Below are 15,675 nucleotides of genomic sequence, written 5' to 3'. Positions count from 1 at the left end.
CCTGTCAAATTGCGCACAGTTCGCGCAAATAAGCCGTATCCAGATGGTTTTCCACCAGATCGGCCAGCCGCTCGATATCCCGCTCGCGCAGGGCGTGGTAGTCCACCGCCTGCACATCCTGCAAACCGGCCCAGCGCAGCATCGCGCTGCATGCGGCGGGCGATTCGAACAGGCCATGCAGGTAGGTGCCAAAAATCTGCCCGTCGGCGCTTTGTGCACCGTCGCAGCGGCCGTCATCCAGATACACCGCCGGCTGCTCCAGCGCCGCGCCAGTGGTGACGCCCGCGTGGATTTCGTAGCCCATGACAGCGGCGTTTTCCAACGCCAGATGCCCGCGCACGTTGCGCAACTGCTTTTCGGCAGCCAGCTCGGTGCTGAAGGCCAGCAAGCCCAACCCGGCGCTGCTGCCCGCAGTGCCTTCAAGGCCCAACGGGTCGTGAACCTGCTCACCAAGCATCTGCAGGCCGCCGCAAATCCCCAGCAGCTTGCCGCCATAGCGCAAGTGACGGCTGATGGCCGTGTCCCAGCCATTGGCGCGCAGATAGGCCAGATCGCTGCGCACGCTTTTGGAGCCGGGCAGGATGATCAGGTCGGCGGGCGGGATCGCCTGCCCCGGGCCAACGAACTGCAAATCCACCTGCGGGTGCAGGCGCAGCGGGTCGAAGTCGGTGTGGTTGCTGATGCGCGGCAACACCGGCACCACCACCTTGAGCACCTGTTCGACCTTGGCGGTCTGGCGCTGGTCGATGCCGTCCTCGGCCTCCAGATGCAAGTCCATCACATATGGCAGCACGCCGATCACCGGTTTGCCGGTGCGCTGTTCAAGCCAGTCGAGCCCCGGCTGGAGCAAGGCAATGTCACCGCGAAAGCGGTTGATGATAAAGCCTTTGACCCGTGCCTGCTCGGTCTCGGACAGCAACTCCAGAGTGCCGACCAGATGGGCAAACACCCCGCCGCGATTGATATCGGCAATCAGCACCACCGGGCAGTCCACCGCTTCGGCAAAGCCCATATTGGCGATATCACCGGCTCGCAGATTGATCTCGGCCGGCGAACCGGCACCCTCGACCATCACCACCGGGTACGCCGCGCTCAGGCGTTGATGCGAGGCCAGGACCGCCTGCATGGCGATGGCCTTGTAGTCGTGGTACGCCACTGCATTCATGCTGGTCACGGCACGGCCGTGGATAATCACCTGGGCGCCGGTGTCGCTGTTGGGCTTGAGCAGCACCGGGTTCATGTCCGTGTGCGGTGCCAGCCCGGCTGCCTGGGCCTGTACTGCCTGGGCGCGACCGATCTCGCCGCCTTCGGCGGTGACGGCACTGTTGAGCGCCATGTTCTGTGGCTTGAACGGCACCACGGCCACGCCCTGACGGGTCAGCCAGCGGCACAGGGCCGTCACCAGCGTGCTTTTACCGGCATCGGATGTGGTGCCCTGCACCATCAACGTACTCATGTGGTTTCCTTGGTGTACGCCGCCAGCGCCAGCTCCAGGCGCTGCCAGTCGGCTTCTTTGGCGGGCAGGCCAAAACGCACGCTGCTGTTGTGGGTAAACAGGCGCAGCAAAATGCCACGGTGCGCCATAAATTCGTAAAGCCGCTCGGCGTGGGGCGTGATCAGCCACTGGAACAGCGCACAGCCCCCTTGCGGCGGCAAATCGTGCAAGCCCAGCAAACGCTCCAGGCGCCCGCTGGCCAGGTCACTGCGCTCGCGCTGGCGGCTATGGCCCTCGGTGTCGAGCAGGCAAGCCTGCCCGACAATTCGCGTCGGCCCGCTGACAGCCCAGGGGCCGACTTGCTCGGCCAGCAACTTGAGCAACTTCGGCTCGGCCAGCACAAAGCCCAGGCGCACGCCCGCCAGGCCAAAGAACTTGCCGAACGAGCGCAACACGATCAGCCCGGTACGCTGGGTATGGGCCGCCAGGCTCAGCTCGGGGGTGTTGTCCATAAAGGCTTCGTCCACCACCAGCCAGCCACCGCGCTGTACCAGCCGCGCATGCCATTCCAGCAAACGCTCTGCCGACAGGCGCAAACCCGTGGGGTTGTTGGGGTTGACCACCACCAGCACATCCAGTGTGTCGAGGTAGAAATCCACCTCCTGTTCCATGATTTCGCGCACGATATGCCCGCTGTGCCGCCAGGCATGGGCATGCTCGGCGTAACACGGCGACAGCACGCCAACCTTGCCACTGCGGCGCAGGCGCGGCAGCAACTGGATGGCACATTGCGACCCCGGCACCGGCAGCACCTGCTGCGCCCCGTAATAGGCACAGGCGGCCTGTTCAAGGCCATCGTCGGTCTCAGGCAAGCGCGCCCAGGCACGCTCGGGTACTTGAGGAATCGCAAAAGGCCAGGGCGCCAAACCGGTGGACAGGTCCAGCCAGTCGGCCTCGGCAATGCCGTAGTGCAACGCCGCCTTGCGTAAACGTCCGCCGTGCTCAAGCATAGAATTCACTCCACACACACAGAATCAGCAACCACAGCCACACCCCACGCTGCACCAATTGCCAGCCGCGGCCGATCGAGTCGGCATCCGCTGGCGTACCTTCACCCAGTTGCGGGCGCTCATGCAGTTCGCCGTGGTAAATCGCCGGGCCGCCCAGCTCCACACCCAACGCCCCCGCGCCAGCCGCCATCACCGGGCCAGCATTGGGGCTGTCCCACTGCGGCGCCTGTTTACGCCAGCACTTCAAGGCCAGCCGGGTTTTACCCAATACGGCGTAGGTCAGTGCTACCAACCTTGCAGGAATATAGTTAAGAACATCGTCAATCCGCGCTGCGGCCCAGCCAAAGCGCTCAAAACGCTCATTGCGATAGCCCCACATCGCGTCCAGGGTGTTACTCAAACGATAGAGCACCACGCCCGGCGCACCGGCCACCACAAACCAGAAAATCGCGGCAAACACGGCATCGCTGCCGTTTTCCAGCACCGATTCGGTGGCAGCGCGGGCCACTTCAGTCTCATCCAGTTCACTGGTCTGGCGGCTGACCAGGTACCCGACCCGCGTGCGTGCCTCATCCAGATTATTGGCACGCAACGCCTCGGCCACCGGTTGCACATGCTCGCCCAGGCTGCGCATGCCCAACGCGCAATACAGCGCCAGGATTTCCACCAGCCAACCGACATAGGGCAGCCAGGACAAGGCGGTGGCCAGGATCGTCAGCGGCAACACCGCGAGCACCCACGCCGTCACACCATGACTGCGCCAGCCACGACCACCGGAATTGAAACGCTGCTCGATACGCCCAGCCATGCGGCCGAATGCCACCAGCGGATGCCAGCGCCTGGGCTCGCCGAGCAGCGCATCCAGTGCCACGCCGGCGACGCACAACAACGCCACACTCATGGCTTCACTCCCCAATAATTCTCATACACCAGCTCACTGAGCGGGCGCGCTTGCGCCCACCCTTCCAGCACCAGCATCGGTGCCGGGTAAAACGCTTCAACCGGCCCCAGGCACAACACCGCCAGCGGCTTGGCCCCTGTGGGCAACCCCAGCAGATCAGCCAGGGCCTGCGGTTCGAACAACGACACCCAGCCCATCCCCAAGCCCTCGACGCGGGCGGCCAGCCACAGGTTCTGGATGGCGCAGGACAGTGACGCCATGTCCATTTCCGGCAGCGTGCGCCGACCGAAAATGTGCTTTTCGCGGTCATCCATCAACGCGGCCACCAGCACCTCGGCACAATCGTTGATGCCTTCGACCTTAAGCGTCATGAACTCATCGGAGCGCTGGCCCAGGGCATCTGCGGTGCGTACCCGCTCCTCTTCCACCAGGCCCTGGATCTTGCCCCGCAGTTGGCGGTCAGTGATGCGGATAAACCGCCACGGCTGCATCAGCCCCACACTCGGGGCTTGATGCGCCGCTTCCAGCAAACGCGACAACAACTCGGGTGCCACACTGCCACCACTGAAGTGGCGCATATCACGGCGCTCGGCGATGGCGCGGTACACGGCGGCGCGTTCTTGCGGGCTAAAGGCGTTATCGCTCATGGCACCTTCACGGCACATGGCGCGAACAACGCGGCAATGGCCTGAGGATTGGACGGGAAGTAAAAGTGTACATAAGAAGCGGTCATCCGCCCTTCGCGATACACCGCTTCGGCGCCACGCCCGCCGTTGGGGCTCAGGCCGCGAGCGATAGGCTCAAGCGCAGTGCTGGTCAGCGAGTGATGGTAGGTGTGGCCGCGCAACAGCCCTTCGGGCATGTCCACGGCTTGCAACGCCAGGGCCGCCAGGCGCTTTTGCATGGTCGCCTCCCCTGCCAGCAACCCCACCAGTTCGGCGCGCTGACCGTCAACATCGGTCAGGGCATCGAGCAGGTAAAGCATGCCGCCGCACTCGGCCAGCAATGGCTTGCCGGCGCCGTGATGGGCGCGAATCGCCTCCAGCATCGGCGTATTGCGCGACAGTTCAAGGTGGTGCAATTCAGGATAACCACCGGGTAAATACAGGCTGTGCGCCTCGGGCAAGGCGGTATCGCGGATCGGCGAGAAGAACACCAGCTCGGCGCCCATGTCACGCAACAACGCCAGGCTGGCGCCGTAGGTAAAGGCGAAGGCTTCGTCGCGGGCTACGGCAATCCGCACCCCGGCCAACAGCGGCTCGACAGCCACCGGCTCAGGCGCGGCGAACTCAACCGGCGGTGGCAGCGCTACCTCACAGGTGCTGGCCAAGGCATTGGCCGCCGCGTCGAGGCGAGCATCCAGATCATTCAGCTCACTGGCCTGCACCAGCCCCAGGTGACGGCTGGGCAGCTCGATCCCGGTTTCGCGGGACAGCGCGCCATACCAGCGCAAGCCTTCGGTCAGGCTGCCTTCAAGCAGTTGAGCGTGGCGCACGGTGCCAACGCGGTTGGCCAGCACCCCGGCAAACGGCAAGTCCGGCTGATAGCGCGCCAGGCCCAGGGCCAGCGCACCAAAGGTCTGAGCCATTGCGGTGCCATCAATCACGCCCAGCACCGGCACGCCAAAATGCCGCGCCAGATCGGCGCTGGAAGGGGTGCCGTCGAACAGCCCCATCACGCCTTCAATCAGGATCAGGTCCGCCTCACCGGCAGCTTCCCACAGCAGGCGACGGCTTTCCTCGGCTCCCACCATCCACAAATCCACCTGATACACCGGCGCACCGCTGGCGCGCTCGAGGATCATGGGGTCGAGAAAATCCGGGCCGCACTTGAACACCCGCACCTTGCGCCCCTGATTGCGATGCAACCGGGCCAAAGCGGCGGTAACCGTGGTCTTGCCCTGACCGGAAGCCGGCGCGGCGATCAACACCGCCGGGCAATGACGTGACGCTCTCATACTTCAACACTCACAATTCGATGCCTTTCTGGGCTTTGATCCCGGCCTGAAAAGCGTGTTTGACCACACCCATTTCAGTCACGGTATCGGCCAGATCAATCAGTTCAGGTTTGGCGCCACGGCCGGTGACCAGCACATGCTGCATGGGCGGGCGGGCTTGCAGGTCGGCGAGCACCTGCTCCAGGTCGAGGTAACCGTGCTTGAGCGCGATATTCAGCTCATCGAGCACTACCAGGCCAATGGACGGGTCGCGCAGCATCTCGCGGGACACTTCCCACGCCGCTTCAGCGGCGGCGATATCGCGCTGGCGATCCTGGGTTTCCCAGGTAAAGCCTTCACCCATGACGTGATAACGCACCTGCTCGGGGAAGCGGCGGAAGAAAATCTCCTCGCCGGTGCTGTTGCGCCCCTTGATAAATTGCACCACGCCACACTGCATGCCGTGACCCATAGCCCGGGCCAGCATGCCAAAGGCGGAGCTGCTTTTGCCTTTGCCGTTGCCGGTCAATACCAGCAGCAGCCCGCACTCGTTGGGCGAGCTGGCAATACGCTCGTCCATAACGGCTTTTTTGCGCAGCATGCGCGCCTGATGTCGTTCGTCGCGTTCGGGGGATTCGTTCATGGCAGCTCTCCGTTGGGGCTTGATAATGCAAACGGGAGGCGGGGGGATTCTTGAACAACACACTGCATCGCCCGCCGCGAGAGTGGTGGATGGATCAGGCCGGTCTCCGGGCTCACAAGCGGGCGGCTCGGCGAGAGCAGCCCTTGTCCACGCGCCTTCCCGTGCAAAAAACACAGTGGCACTGAGCGTGGTATTGACTCGTTTACCGTTGCGGGGGCAGCGCCGGGATCGTGGCGGTTGTGTGGGTCAAACACGCCCTCACCGGCTTCCCTGTTTCACCCTGTCGGCCAATGGCCACAGAGCACCTGAAACAAGCCGCGAAGGTTAGAGGGTTGGGGGTGGAGCGTCAATTAAAGCTGCCGACAAAGGGCTTAATCCGGCGCCCGGGCTGAACCTTTAACCCGCTACGCTTCTCTATGACTGACAAGACCAAAACCTCATGGAGATTCATATGCTCAAGCCCCAGCACGCTGTTGTCATCGTACTTGCGGTCGGGCTGGCTGCCTGCGGTGAGAGTTCGACCCTGCAAGTGGCGGATGGCACCGGCCCATCGCCGAAACTGCCCGAACCCAACAAGACCCTGATCCCCACCGTCAATATCGCCCCGGCGATCGGCTGGGCCAATGGCGCCACACCCACCGCCGCTGCGGGCCTGAAGGTAGCCGCCTTCGCCGAACACCTCGACCACCCGCGCTGGCTCTATGTGCTGCCCAATGGCGATGTGCTGGTAGCCGAAACCAACTCGCCGGCCAAACCGGATGACAGCAAGGGCATCAAGGGCTGGATCGCGGACAAGGTCATGGCCCGCGCCGGGGCTGGTGTGCCGAGCGCGAACCGGATTACCTTGCTGCGCGATGCGGACCACGACGGCGTGGCCGAAACCCGCACCGTATTTATCGAAAACCTGAATTCGCCCTTTGGCATGACGCTAGTGGGCAACGATCTGTATGTCGCAGACACCGACAAGCTGCTGCGCTTCCCTTATCAACCCGGCGAAGACCGCATCAGCGCCCAACCCGTCAAGGTCGCCGACTTGCCCGGCGGGCCGCTGAATCATCACTGGACCAAAAACGTGATCGCCAGCCCCGACGGCAAAAAACTGTATGTAACCGTCGGTTCCAACAGCAACGTGGGCGAGAACGGGATGGACCAGGAACAAGGTCGCGCTGCAATCTGGGAAATCGACCCGGCCACTGGCAGCCAGCGCATTTTTGCCTCCGGCCTGCGCAACCCCAACGGCATGGCCTGGGAACCAGTCACCGGCAAGCTGTGGACTGCGGTTAACGAACGAGACGAGATCGGCAGCGACCTGGTGCCCGACTACATCACGTCAGTGCAGGATGGCGGCTTCTATGGCTGGCCTTACAGCTATTACGGCCAGCATGTGGATGCACGGGTCAACCCGCAAAACCCCGAACTGGTGGCCAAGGCCATTGCCCCGGACTACGCCGTGGGCCCGCACACGGCGTCGCTGGGCCTGAGTTTTGCCGAAGGCAGTAAATTGCCGGGCTTTACTGAAGGCGTCTTTATTGGCCAGCACGGCTCCTGGAATCGCAAACCGCACAGTGGTTACAAAGTGATTTTCGTGCCCTTTGCCCAAGGTAAACCGACAGGCATGCCAATCGATGTGCTGAGCGGATTTCTCAACAAAGACGAAAAAGCAATGGGCCGGCCAGTGGGCGTGGTAATCGACAAGCAGGGGGATTTGCTGGTGGCCGATGACGTCGGCAATAAGGTTTGGCGGGTGTCGGGCCAATAAGTAACTGGCAGAACGACCCTCACCCTAGCCCTCTCCCAAAGGGAGAGGGAACTGACCGCACGCGACCTCAAGACCAGCACCAATCTACGCCCTCTCCCTCCGGGAGAGGGTTGGGGTGAGGGGCTCTTGCCTTACGGCAATCGCGCCAGATGCTGCTCGGTCGGCAACACTCGCTTGGCATTCAGATAGGCTTTTTGCCAGTAGGCTTTGTTCAGGCTGTCCAGCTTGACCGTACCGCCCGTGGCCGGTGCGTGTACAAAACGGCCTTCGCCCACATAGATTCCGGCATGACTGACCTGGGAGCCGCCATTGGTGGCAAAGAACAGCAAGTCACCGGTTTGCAGCTTGTCCTGGCCGATGTTCTGCGCCTGCATCACGATCATCTCGCGAGTGGTGCGCGGCAGCGAAATACCTGCGGCATCGTTGTACACATACTTGATCAGGCCGCTGCAATCAAAGCCAGAATCCGGTGTATTGCCACCCCAGCGATAAGGCGTGCCCACCAAACCGAGGGCGCGAAACAACACGTCTGCGGCTACAGGCGAAGTCTCATCGGCAGGGTTGATGAATACGACGGGCTTGGTGGGTACCGCAACCGGTGCCGGGCGGTTTGCGCAGGCACTGAGCAGTGCGGCTAAGGTCAGGAGAGCAACGCGGGCCATGGTCGACATAAACAGAATGTTCCTGATTCTGGATACGGCAACTCAGGCCGCGAAACCCAAAGCCGCGACAGGGAGGACCCTCGCGGCTTCAGGAATTTAACAATGCGACTGAATTCTAGCCCTTAGCAGCCAAACTTCAAGTAAGACATTAACTTTACTTGCGGGCGACTACGCTCGCAGGTGCCATCGCCAGGGCGCGCTTGGCCTCGATAAAGGTCTTGCTCCAGTAGCTGTCACCCAGATTGTCAATCCGTACACCCCCGCTGCGGCGGCTGCTGGAGTGGATAAACTGGTCATCGCCCAGGTAAATCCCGGCGTGGCTCACACGGCCACGACCATTGGTGCTGAAGAACAGCAAATCACCTGGTTTCAGATTGTTTCGCGCGACCAACGGTGCTTTAACGTTGATCATTTCGCGGGTCGAACGCGGCAATTGCATGCCGGCTTCTTCCTTGAACAGGTAGCCAATAAAGCCGCTGCAATCGAAGCCCGCTTCAGAGGTGCCGCCAAACCGGTAACGGGTACCGATCAAGGACATGCCGCGCTCAAGAATGCTGTCAGCCAGAGCCGGCAGTTCGTAAGGCTTGCTGTTGGAGGAAAATTCAGCCAGTTCTTTTTCGGTTGCCAGTTCTTCCTGATAAAGAGCGGAAGTTTGCGAGACCGAAGATGACTTTTGAACCTGAGCCTGGACCACTTGCTGCGACACTGGCGTGTGGGCAGCGCAACCAAACAACAGGGTAACGAGTGCGAGGGGCACGAGGGGTGCGAAGCGCTTTAGCATGGGCACGACCGTGGCTTATTAGAAAAAGTAGCCGCGACTATGCCTTCTATGATCCTCATTTGCAAATTCAATCGATCTAAATGTGACTTGATGGTTTTGTCGCGACATCTAAGGCTTTACACCCCTGACGATAGATTTTGCGCAAACAGCCCTTGGGCCGCGCAGGATTTCTGGCGCCTAAAAACTGCCAAAAACGGCTACAGACCGCAGTTTTAAAGGGCCGAACTACCAGCCCAGGGTTTCTTTGAGGAAGGGAATGGTCAGCTTGCGCTGCGCTTGCAAGGACGCCTGATCGAGCCGCTCGAGCAAATCGAACAGGGCACTCATGCTGCGGGTGCCGCGGGTCAGAATAAAATGCCCGACTTCGTCGGTCAGGTGCAGCCCACGGCGCGATGCGCGCAGCTGCAAGGCCCGCAGCTTGTCTTCATCAGACAGGGGGCGCATCTGAAACACCAGCGCCATGGTTAGCCGGGACTTGAGGTCCGCCAGCTTGATCGGCAGTTCACGGGGCGAGGTGGACGCCGCAATCAACAGGCGCCGACCGCTGTCACGCAGCCGGTTGAACAGATGAAACAGCGCCTCTTCCCAGTCAGCACGCCCGGCCACCGCCTGCAGGTCATCCAGGCAAACCAGCTCGTACTGCTCAAGGTTATCGAGGATTTCTATGCCGCGATCCAGCAACTCGGCCAGAGGCAGGTAAACCGCCGGCTCACCCATCTGCTCAAAACGCAGGCAAGCGGCCTGCAGCAGGTGCGTACGCCCCACGCCATGCTTGCCCCACAAGTAAATCAGGCTTTCTGTCCAGCCGGCGTCGGCTTCGCACAGACGTTCGACATAGCCGAGTGCAGCGGCATTGGCGCCTGGATAGTAATTTATGAAGGTAGCGTCATCACGCAGACGCACACCTAGGGGCAGCTGAATCGGTTTCATGCTGACTGAACAGTTCAAACGAACCGTTAGTGGCCTCTGTGTAAGGTTTGAAAAGTTTATACCCGTGTCGCTGGGCACACAATGTAACAGACCACGAGCAAAATCAAAGGTTTGCGTTAAGGTCTTGGATTGATTGGGCTTTTTCTGACGACTGAGAACCGCCTGGCGCACATAAAAAAAGCGGGGGCACCTCGCGATGCCCCCGCCCCGACACAGTGCCCCGGCTTACAACTGCGGGTCTTCACTGCCTTTATAGACCTGGGAGTCCTTGTACAGATCCTGCACATGACGCACCAGCACCATGATCACGGCCGCGACCGGCAAGGCCAGCAATACCCCGGTAAAACCGAACAACTCGCCGCCCGCCAGAATCGCGAAAATCACCGCCACCGGGTGCATGCCGATCTTGTCGCCCACCAGCAGCGGTGTAAGGACCGTGCCCTCCAGCGCCTGGCCGACCATAAACACCGCCACGATGCCGATCATCGGGTACAGATCCCCGCCAAACTGGAACAAGCCGGCGACCAACGCTGCACCGATACCGACAATAAAGCCCATATACGGCACGATGGCCGCTACGCCCGCCATCAAGCCGATCAACAGCCCCAACTCGAGGCCGACCAGCATCAGGCCTGCCGAGTAGATCACCCCCAGTGCCAGCATCACCAGCAACTGCCCGCGCACAAACGCGCCAAGCACGTCGTGACACTCCTTGGCCAGCGACACAATCTGCTCGGCCCTGGCGCGCGGCAACAAGCCACGAATCTTGGCCATCATGATGTTCCAGTCACGCAACAGATAGAACGCCACCACCGGAATCAGCACCAGATTGGCCAGAAAGCCGATCAGCGCCAGGCTGGAGGCCGTGGCCTGGGACAAGACGATGCCGACAATGTCCGTCGCCTGCCCCATATGCTCGGTGATCGCCGCCTTGATCTTGTCGAACTTCCAGAAGCTGTCACTCAAACCGAACTTGGCCTGCACCCACGGCATTGCCGTGTGCTGCAACCAGTCGAGGATCTGCGGTGCCAGCTGATAGAGCTTCAACAGCTGCTTGGCCAGCAGCGGTACCAGTACCAGCAACAATGTCATCAAAATGACAGTGAACACGGTAAACACCGCCACCACACCCCAGGTCCTTGAAAGCCCGAACCTTTCCAGCCGGTCGACCACAGGGTCGAACATATAGGCCAGGACGATCGCGACCAGAAATGGCGTGAGTATCGGATGCAGGAAATACACAAAAAGGGCGAACCCCAGCGCCACACCCCACCACACCCACCGTCGCGAATCAGCCATGAGCCACCCCATCCTTATATAAAGAAGACAAAAACCTACCAGCGAAACCGTAACTGTGCCGCCGGCGCAGCAGCAACGCCCGGCGCCTGCCCGGCATCCGTCACGGCAGGCACCTGCCCTGCCGGCACTTCCTGCAACTGCGCCAGCCCCAGTTGCGAGCGCAACTGCTCGGCACTGCCGTTGACCAGATACACAATACGATCACCGTCGACACGTTTAAGTTGCGCGCCAAACGGTTCAAGCAAATGCCCCAACTGGGCGTAGCGCTGCAGCGTCATGCCCTGCACCTCCAGCAACTGCTCCGAAGACACCCCCGGCTTGACGGCATAACGCGGGGCCAGACGCTCGCTCACCGCCAGCATCACGGCATCCGCCAGGGCGGCCTGATCCGCTGCCTGAGCACTGCCCTGCTCTTGCTGGTCACCGACCCACAGGCGCCATTTGGCAGTCCACTTGCCATCATCTTCCCGGGCATGCACGGCCAGCAGGGCATCAGCCCCGTAACGTTCGGAAGCGTCCTTCAATGGGGCAGGGTTGCTGCCCTCAAGGTTTTCCGCCGTTCCCACCAATTGCTCACTCAAGTCTGCCAGCGGCAAGCGCAACGGCAGGCCACGATGCTGCGCGGCGCGGCGCAACGGCTCGGCCACGGACTGACCGTCACCGACCAGGCTCGAACCCTCGACCGAGTCGTTCAGCCACCAGCCGAGCAATGCTGGACGGTTGCTGCCCCACAGCGACAAGCCGGCCTGGCGTAAAGCACGATCAGTGCTGACCGGGTCGAAATCGACCTGCAGGCTTTCCGGCGGGCCGGCGTCATAGCCAAACCGGCTGATGATTTGCTGCGGATCCTTGCGAATCGCCTCAAGCCCGGGGCTTTGAAGCGCCTTGGCATCCCCGGTCAAACGCAGCACCAGGGTCTCCAGGGCTTTTTGCGTGGCCTGGATACGCTCATCTGGTGACTGGCTGGCAACCGGCTCGCGCACCTGATACAGCCCCGTCAGAATTTCGGCATGACTGGCCAGGCTAAAAAAAGATAAACAGCCGACAGCTAAAAATTGGCTAAGACGCATGAAAGATTCCCGATGACAAAAAGCAGCCTGATAAGGACGCCATAAAAACACTCGAACAGACTTCAGACACGGCCACAGCCAAATCATTCACGCCCGCTTCGCGTTTTCACGCGGTAACAAAACTTCTCTATACCTTATACAGGCCCGCGCCCGGACCCAAGTACGACTAAAAAAGGTTTTTTTCGCCAGATATAACCCTGCCTGTCGGCCCGAGGATGGCCGCTGCCCTTCAAGCCTGATAAAATCGCGCGCCTTCGCAGACCGGCAACAGCCGGGCACCGTGCAAATGCTCTGCAGCACTCAAAGAGCACTGGCAAGCCTGCCCCCTGAACTCGGTCGATACCCCCGAATCCCCCCTAAAGGCCTGGATTATGAGCAAGCAACCATCCCTGAGCTACAAAGACGCCGGTGTAGACATCGACGCCGGTGAAGCATTGGTCGAACGCATCAAGAGCGTGGCCAAGCGCACTGCACGCCCGGAAGTGATGGGCGGCCTCGGCGGTTTTGGCGCCCTCTGCGAAATTCCGGCTGGCTACAAGCAGCCTGTTCTGGTTTCCGGCACTGACGGCGTCGGCACCAAGCTGCGCCTGGCCCTGAACCTGGACAAGCACGACAGCATCGGTATCGACCTGGTTGCCATGTGCGTCAACGACCTGATCGTATGCGGCGCCGAGCCTCTGTTCTTCCTTGACTACTACGCCACCGGCAAGCTCAACGTTGAAACCGCAACCCAGGTGGTTACCGGTATCGGCGCTGGCTGCGAACTGTCGGGTTGCTCCCTGGTGGGCGGCGAAACCGCTGAAATGCCAGGCATGTACGAAGGCGAAGACTACGACCTGGCCGGCTTCTGCGTTGGCGTTGTCGAAAAATCCGAGATCATCGACGGTTCCAAAGTAGCGGCCGGCGACGCCCTGCTCGCCCTGCCGTCCTCGGGCCCGCACTCCAACGGCTACTCGCTGATCCGCAAGATCATCGAAGTGTCGGGTGCCGACATCGAAAACATCCAGCTCGACGGCAAGCCGCTGACCGACCTGCTGATGGCGCCGACCCGCATCTACGTCAAGCCGTTGCTCAAGCTGATCAAGGAAACCGGCGTGGTCAAGGCCATGGCCCACATCACTGGTGGCGGCCTGCTCGACAACATCCCGCGCGTCCTGCCAAAAGGCGCTCAAGCGGTGGTTGACGTTGCCAGCTGGCAGCGCCCTGCCGTCTTCGACTGGCTGCAGGAAAAAGGCAACGTGGACGAGCACGAAATGCACCGCGTGCTGAACTGCGGCGTAGGCATGGTGATCTGCGTGGCCCAGGCCGACGTTGAAACCGCGCTGAATGTACTGCGTGAAGCGGGCGAGCAGCCTTGGGTTATCGGCCAGATCGCAACCGCCGCTGAAGGCGCTGCGCAAGTTGAGCTGCAAAACATCAAGGCGCACTAATGCCTGATACCTGTGATGTAGTGGTGCTGCTTTCCGGCACCGGCAGCAACTTGCAGGCCTTGATCGACAGCGATGACGTCAAGGCCAGCCCGGCAAACATCCGCGCGGTTATCTCCAACCGCGCCGACGCCTACGGCCTGCAACGCGCCAAAGACGCGGGTATCGATACCCGCGTACTGGATCACAAGGCATTCGAGGGCCGCGAGGCCTTCGATGCTGCACTGATCGAAGTCATCGACGAATTCAAACCGCAACTGGTGGTTCTGGCCGGGTTCATGCGCATTCTCAGCGCTGATTTCGTGCGTCACTATCAGGGGCGCCTGCTCAATATCCACCCCTCCCTGCTGCCCAAGTACAAAGGCTTGCACACCCATCAGCGGGCGCTGGAAGCGGGTGATGGCGAGCACGGCTGCAGCGTACACTTTGTGACCGAGGAACTCGACGGCGGGCCACTGGTCGTACAGGCAGTGATACCGGTAGAGTCCGATGACTCGCCACACAGCCTGGCGCAACGGGTTCACGCCCAGGAACACCGGATTTATCCGCTTGCAGTGCGCTGGTTTGCCGAAGGTCGCTTGTCTCTTGACGAGCAAGGCGCATTATTGGACGGTCAATTACTTGCGGCCAGCGGCCACTTGATACGAACCTAGGAGAACTTATGCGTCGTGCCCTGCTTCTCGCCCTTAGCCTGCTGGCTATTCCAGCAGTCCAAGCGGCCGATCTTCAGCCTTTCAAGGCCAGCTACACCGCAGACTGGAAACAGCTGCCCATGAGCGGTTCTGCCGAGCGCAGCCTGACCAAGAGCGACAACGGCATCTGGACCTTGAACTTCAAGGCATCGATGCTGGTGGCCAGCCTGAACGAAGAAAGCACGCTCAAGATCGAGAAAAACGCGCTGATCCCGCTCACCTACCACTTTGAACGTGGTGGCCTGGGCAAAGCGAAAAAAATCGATCTGGATTTCGACTGGGCGACCAAGATGGTCACCGGTACCGATCAGGGCGACGCAGTCAAAGTGCCTTTGCTCAGCGGCATGCTCGACAAGTCCACCTACCAGTTGGCGCTGCAGCGTGACGTAGAAGCCGGCAAGAAGTCCATGAGCTACCAGGTGGTTGACGGTAATGACGTGGACACCTATGACTTCCGCGTGATCGGCCCTGAAGTGGTTGAAACCAAGGCAGGCAAGGTCGACGCTATCAAGGTTGAGCGCGTACGCGACCCGACACAGAACAAGCGCATCACTGAAATGTGGTTCGCCAAGAACTGGGATTCGCTGCTGGTAAAACTGCGCCAGGTCGAGAAAGACGGCAAGGAATACAACATCATGCTGCTGGACGGCACGGTGAACGGCAAACCGGTCAAGGGCAACTAAGCGACACGCCTTTAGCTGCACGCCTCAAAAACCTCGCTTCGGCGAGGTTTTTTTTGGCTTGGAGCCCCCTGAAACATGAAACTTTTGTCATAAAACTATCGGCCAAATCCGTAAACAGCCCGGTTTACAAGGGCTGCAGCGTTTAGCTCTGTTTAACAAGATGACAGTGCGACAATCAGCTATTTACTTAGGAAGCTAACAAATTCTATAAAGAAGTCCTGCGACGCCTTGCCGCAGGTCCTCATCAGAATTTGGAGCAAGCAGATGACTATCAAAGTAACTGAGCGCGACGATTCACGTATGTTCCACCAGTTGGTAGCCCACGGAGTCCACCTGTGGGATGTGCATCAAGAAGACATACTGGTAGGCATGTTCCACCGCGAGAGCGACGCTCACAGCTACAAGGCTGAGCTGGAAAAGCTGGAAGCGCAGAAACGCCAGGCCTGA

General features: G+C 60.8%; 16 protein-coding genes and 1 riboswitch. Of the genes, 5 read left to right on the top strand and 11 right to left on the bottom strand.

Features of this window, described 5'->3' with window-relative positions:
* Window positions 1-4: 4 nt before the first annotated feature.
* Genes BFC21_RS24850 through cobO form a run of 6 tightly spaced genes read right to left on the bottom strand, consistent with a single transcriptional unit; the run spans window position 5 to window position 5,925 of the window.
* Entirely contained in the window at window positions 5-1,456 is a 1,452-nt protein-coding gene (locus BFC21_RS24850; protein WP_088379220.1) for a cobyric acid synthase, read from the bottom strand.
* Window positions 1,453-2,445, bottom strand: coding sequence for a threonine-phosphate decarboxylase CobD (cobD, locus tag BFC21_RS24845; protein WP_088379219.1), 993 nt, complete (start codon window positions 2,443-2,445; stop codon window positions 1,453-1,455). Before cobD ends, BFC21_RS24850 begins: the two co-directional genes overlap by 4 nt.
* A complete protein-coding gene (gene cbiB / locus BFC21_RS24840; protein ID WP_088379218.1) occupies window positions 2,438-3,346 on the bottom strand; it encodes an adenosylcobinamide-phosphate synthase CbiB in 909 nt (302 codons plus the stop codon). The genes cobD and cbiB overlap by 8 nt, the downstream gene beginning before the upstream one ends.
* Window positions 3,343-3,993 carry a 5,6-dimethylbenzimidazole synthase gene (gene bluB / locus BFC21_RS24835; protein WP_095005278.1) on the bottom strand — a complete coding sequence of 217 codons (651 nt, stop codon included), beginning with the start codon at window positions 3,991-3,993 and terminating at the stop codon, window positions 3,343-3,345. Before bluB ends, cbiB begins: the two co-directional genes overlap by 4 nt.
* A complete protein-coding gene (locus BFC21_RS24830) occupies window positions 3,990-5,303 on the bottom strand; it encodes a cobyrinate a,c-diamide synthase (RefSeq protein WP_086796031.1) in 1,314 nt (437 codons plus the stop codon). The genes bluB and BFC21_RS24830 overlap by 4 nt, the downstream gene beginning before the upstream one ends.
* A 10-nt stretch (window positions 5,304-5,313) precedes the next feature.
* Window positions 5,314-5,925 (bottom strand): cob(I)yrinic acid a,c-diamide adenosyltransferase, encoded by a 612-nt coding sequence (gene cobO / locus BFC21_RS24825; RefSeq protein WP_016779866.1) that lies wholly within the window; start codon window positions 5,923-5,925, stop codon window positions 5,314-5,316.
* A gap of 79 nt (window positions 5,926-6,004) precedes the next feature.
* A riboswitch (cobalamin riboswitch) is annotated at window positions 6,005-6,249 on the bottom strand.
* A gap of 127 nt (window positions 6,250-6,376) precedes the next feature.
* On the opposite strand from cobO, the gene BFC21_RS24820 reads away from it, so the two are divergent.
* The gene (locus BFC21_RS24820; protein ID WP_088379216.1) at window positions 6,377-7,684 is read left to right on the top strand and encodes a sorbosone dehydrogenase family protein; all 1,308 of its coding nucleotides are present in this window, start codon (window positions 6,377-6,379) and stop codon (window positions 7,682-7,684) included.
* A 131-nt stretch (window positions 7,685-7,815) separates the two neighbouring features.
* On the opposite strand, the gene BFC21_RS24815 is transcribed toward BFC21_RS24820, so the two are convergent.
* The 5 genes from BFC21_RS24815 to BFC21_RS24795 form a co-directional block, all read right to left on the bottom strand.
* Complete coding sequence (locus BFC21_RS24815) at window positions 7,816-8,355, bottom strand: C40 family peptidase (RefSeq protein ID WP_095005270.1); 540 nt, start codon at window positions 8,353-8,355, stop codon at window positions 7,816-7,818.
* A 145-nt stretch (window positions 8,356-8,500) separates the two neighbouring features.
* Window positions 8,501-9,127 (bottom strand): C40 family peptidase, encoded by a 627-nt coding sequence (locus BFC21_RS24810; RefSeq protein WP_016779863.1) that lies wholly within the window; start codon window positions 9,125-9,127, stop codon window positions 8,501-8,503.
* A 225-nt stretch (window positions 9,128-9,352) separates the two neighbouring features.
* On the bottom strand, window positions 9,353-10,057 hold the full coding sequence (gene hda, locus BFC21_RS24805) for a DnaA regulatory inactivator Hda (RefSeq protein WP_016779862.1): 705 nt from the start codon (window positions 10,055-10,057) through the stop codon (window positions 9,353-9,355).
* Window positions 10,058-10,282: 225 nt separating this feature from the next.
* Window positions 10,283-11,356: an AI-2E family transporter gene (locus BFC21_RS24800; RefSeq protein WP_088379214.1), complete on the bottom strand. Its 1,074-nt coding sequence runs from the start codon at window positions 11,354-11,356 to the stop codon at window positions 10,283-10,285.
* A gap of 35 nt (window positions 11,357-11,391) precedes the next feature.
* Window positions 11,392-12,426, bottom strand: coding sequence for a DUF2066 domain-containing protein (locus BFC21_RS24795; RefSeq protein ID WP_095005269.1), 1,035 nt, complete (start codon window positions 12,424-12,426; stop codon window positions 11,392-11,394).
* 371 nt (window positions 12,427-12,797) lie between these two features.
* On the opposite strand from BFC21_RS24795, the gene purM reads away from it, so the two are divergent.
* From purM to BFC21_RS24775, 4 genes are all read left to right on the top strand, one after another.
* A complete protein-coding gene (gene purM, locus BFC21_RS24790) occupies window positions 12,798-13,856 on the top strand; it encodes a phosphoribosylformylglycinamidine cyclo-ligase (RefSeq protein WP_088379212.1) in 1,059 nt (352 codons plus the stop codon).
* Window positions 13,856-14,506: a phosphoribosylglycinamide formyltransferase gene (purN, locus tag BFC21_RS24785; protein WP_016779858.1), complete on the top strand. Its 651-nt coding sequence runs from the start codon at window positions 13,856-13,858 to the stop codon at window positions 14,504-14,506. The genes purM and purN overlap by 1 nt, the downstream gene beginning before the upstream one ends.
* A gap of 8 nt (window positions 14,507-14,514) precedes the next feature.
* Window positions 14,515-15,228 (top strand): DUF3108 domain-containing protein, encoded by a 714-nt coding sequence (locus BFC21_RS24780; RefSeq protein ID WP_016779857.1) that lies wholly within the window; start codon window positions 14,515-14,517, stop codon window positions 15,226-15,228.
* A gap of 264 nt (window positions 15,229-15,492) precedes the next feature.
* Window positions 15,493-15,675 (top strand): hypothetical protein, encoded by a 183-nt coding sequence (locus BFC21_RS24775; RefSeq protein WP_016779856.1) that lies wholly within the window; start codon window positions 15,493-15,495, stop codon window positions 15,673-15,675.

The organism is Pseudomonas sp. TMW 2.1634 (genome assembly GCF_001703595.1).
Lineage (GTDB): Bacteria > Pseudomonadota > Gammaproteobacteria > Pseudomonadales > Pseudomonadaceae > Aquipseudomonas > Aquipseudomonas fragi.
The sequence above is the reverse complement of the archived record's forward strand: the minus strand, read 5'-3'. Positions and strand labels throughout refer to the sequence as shown.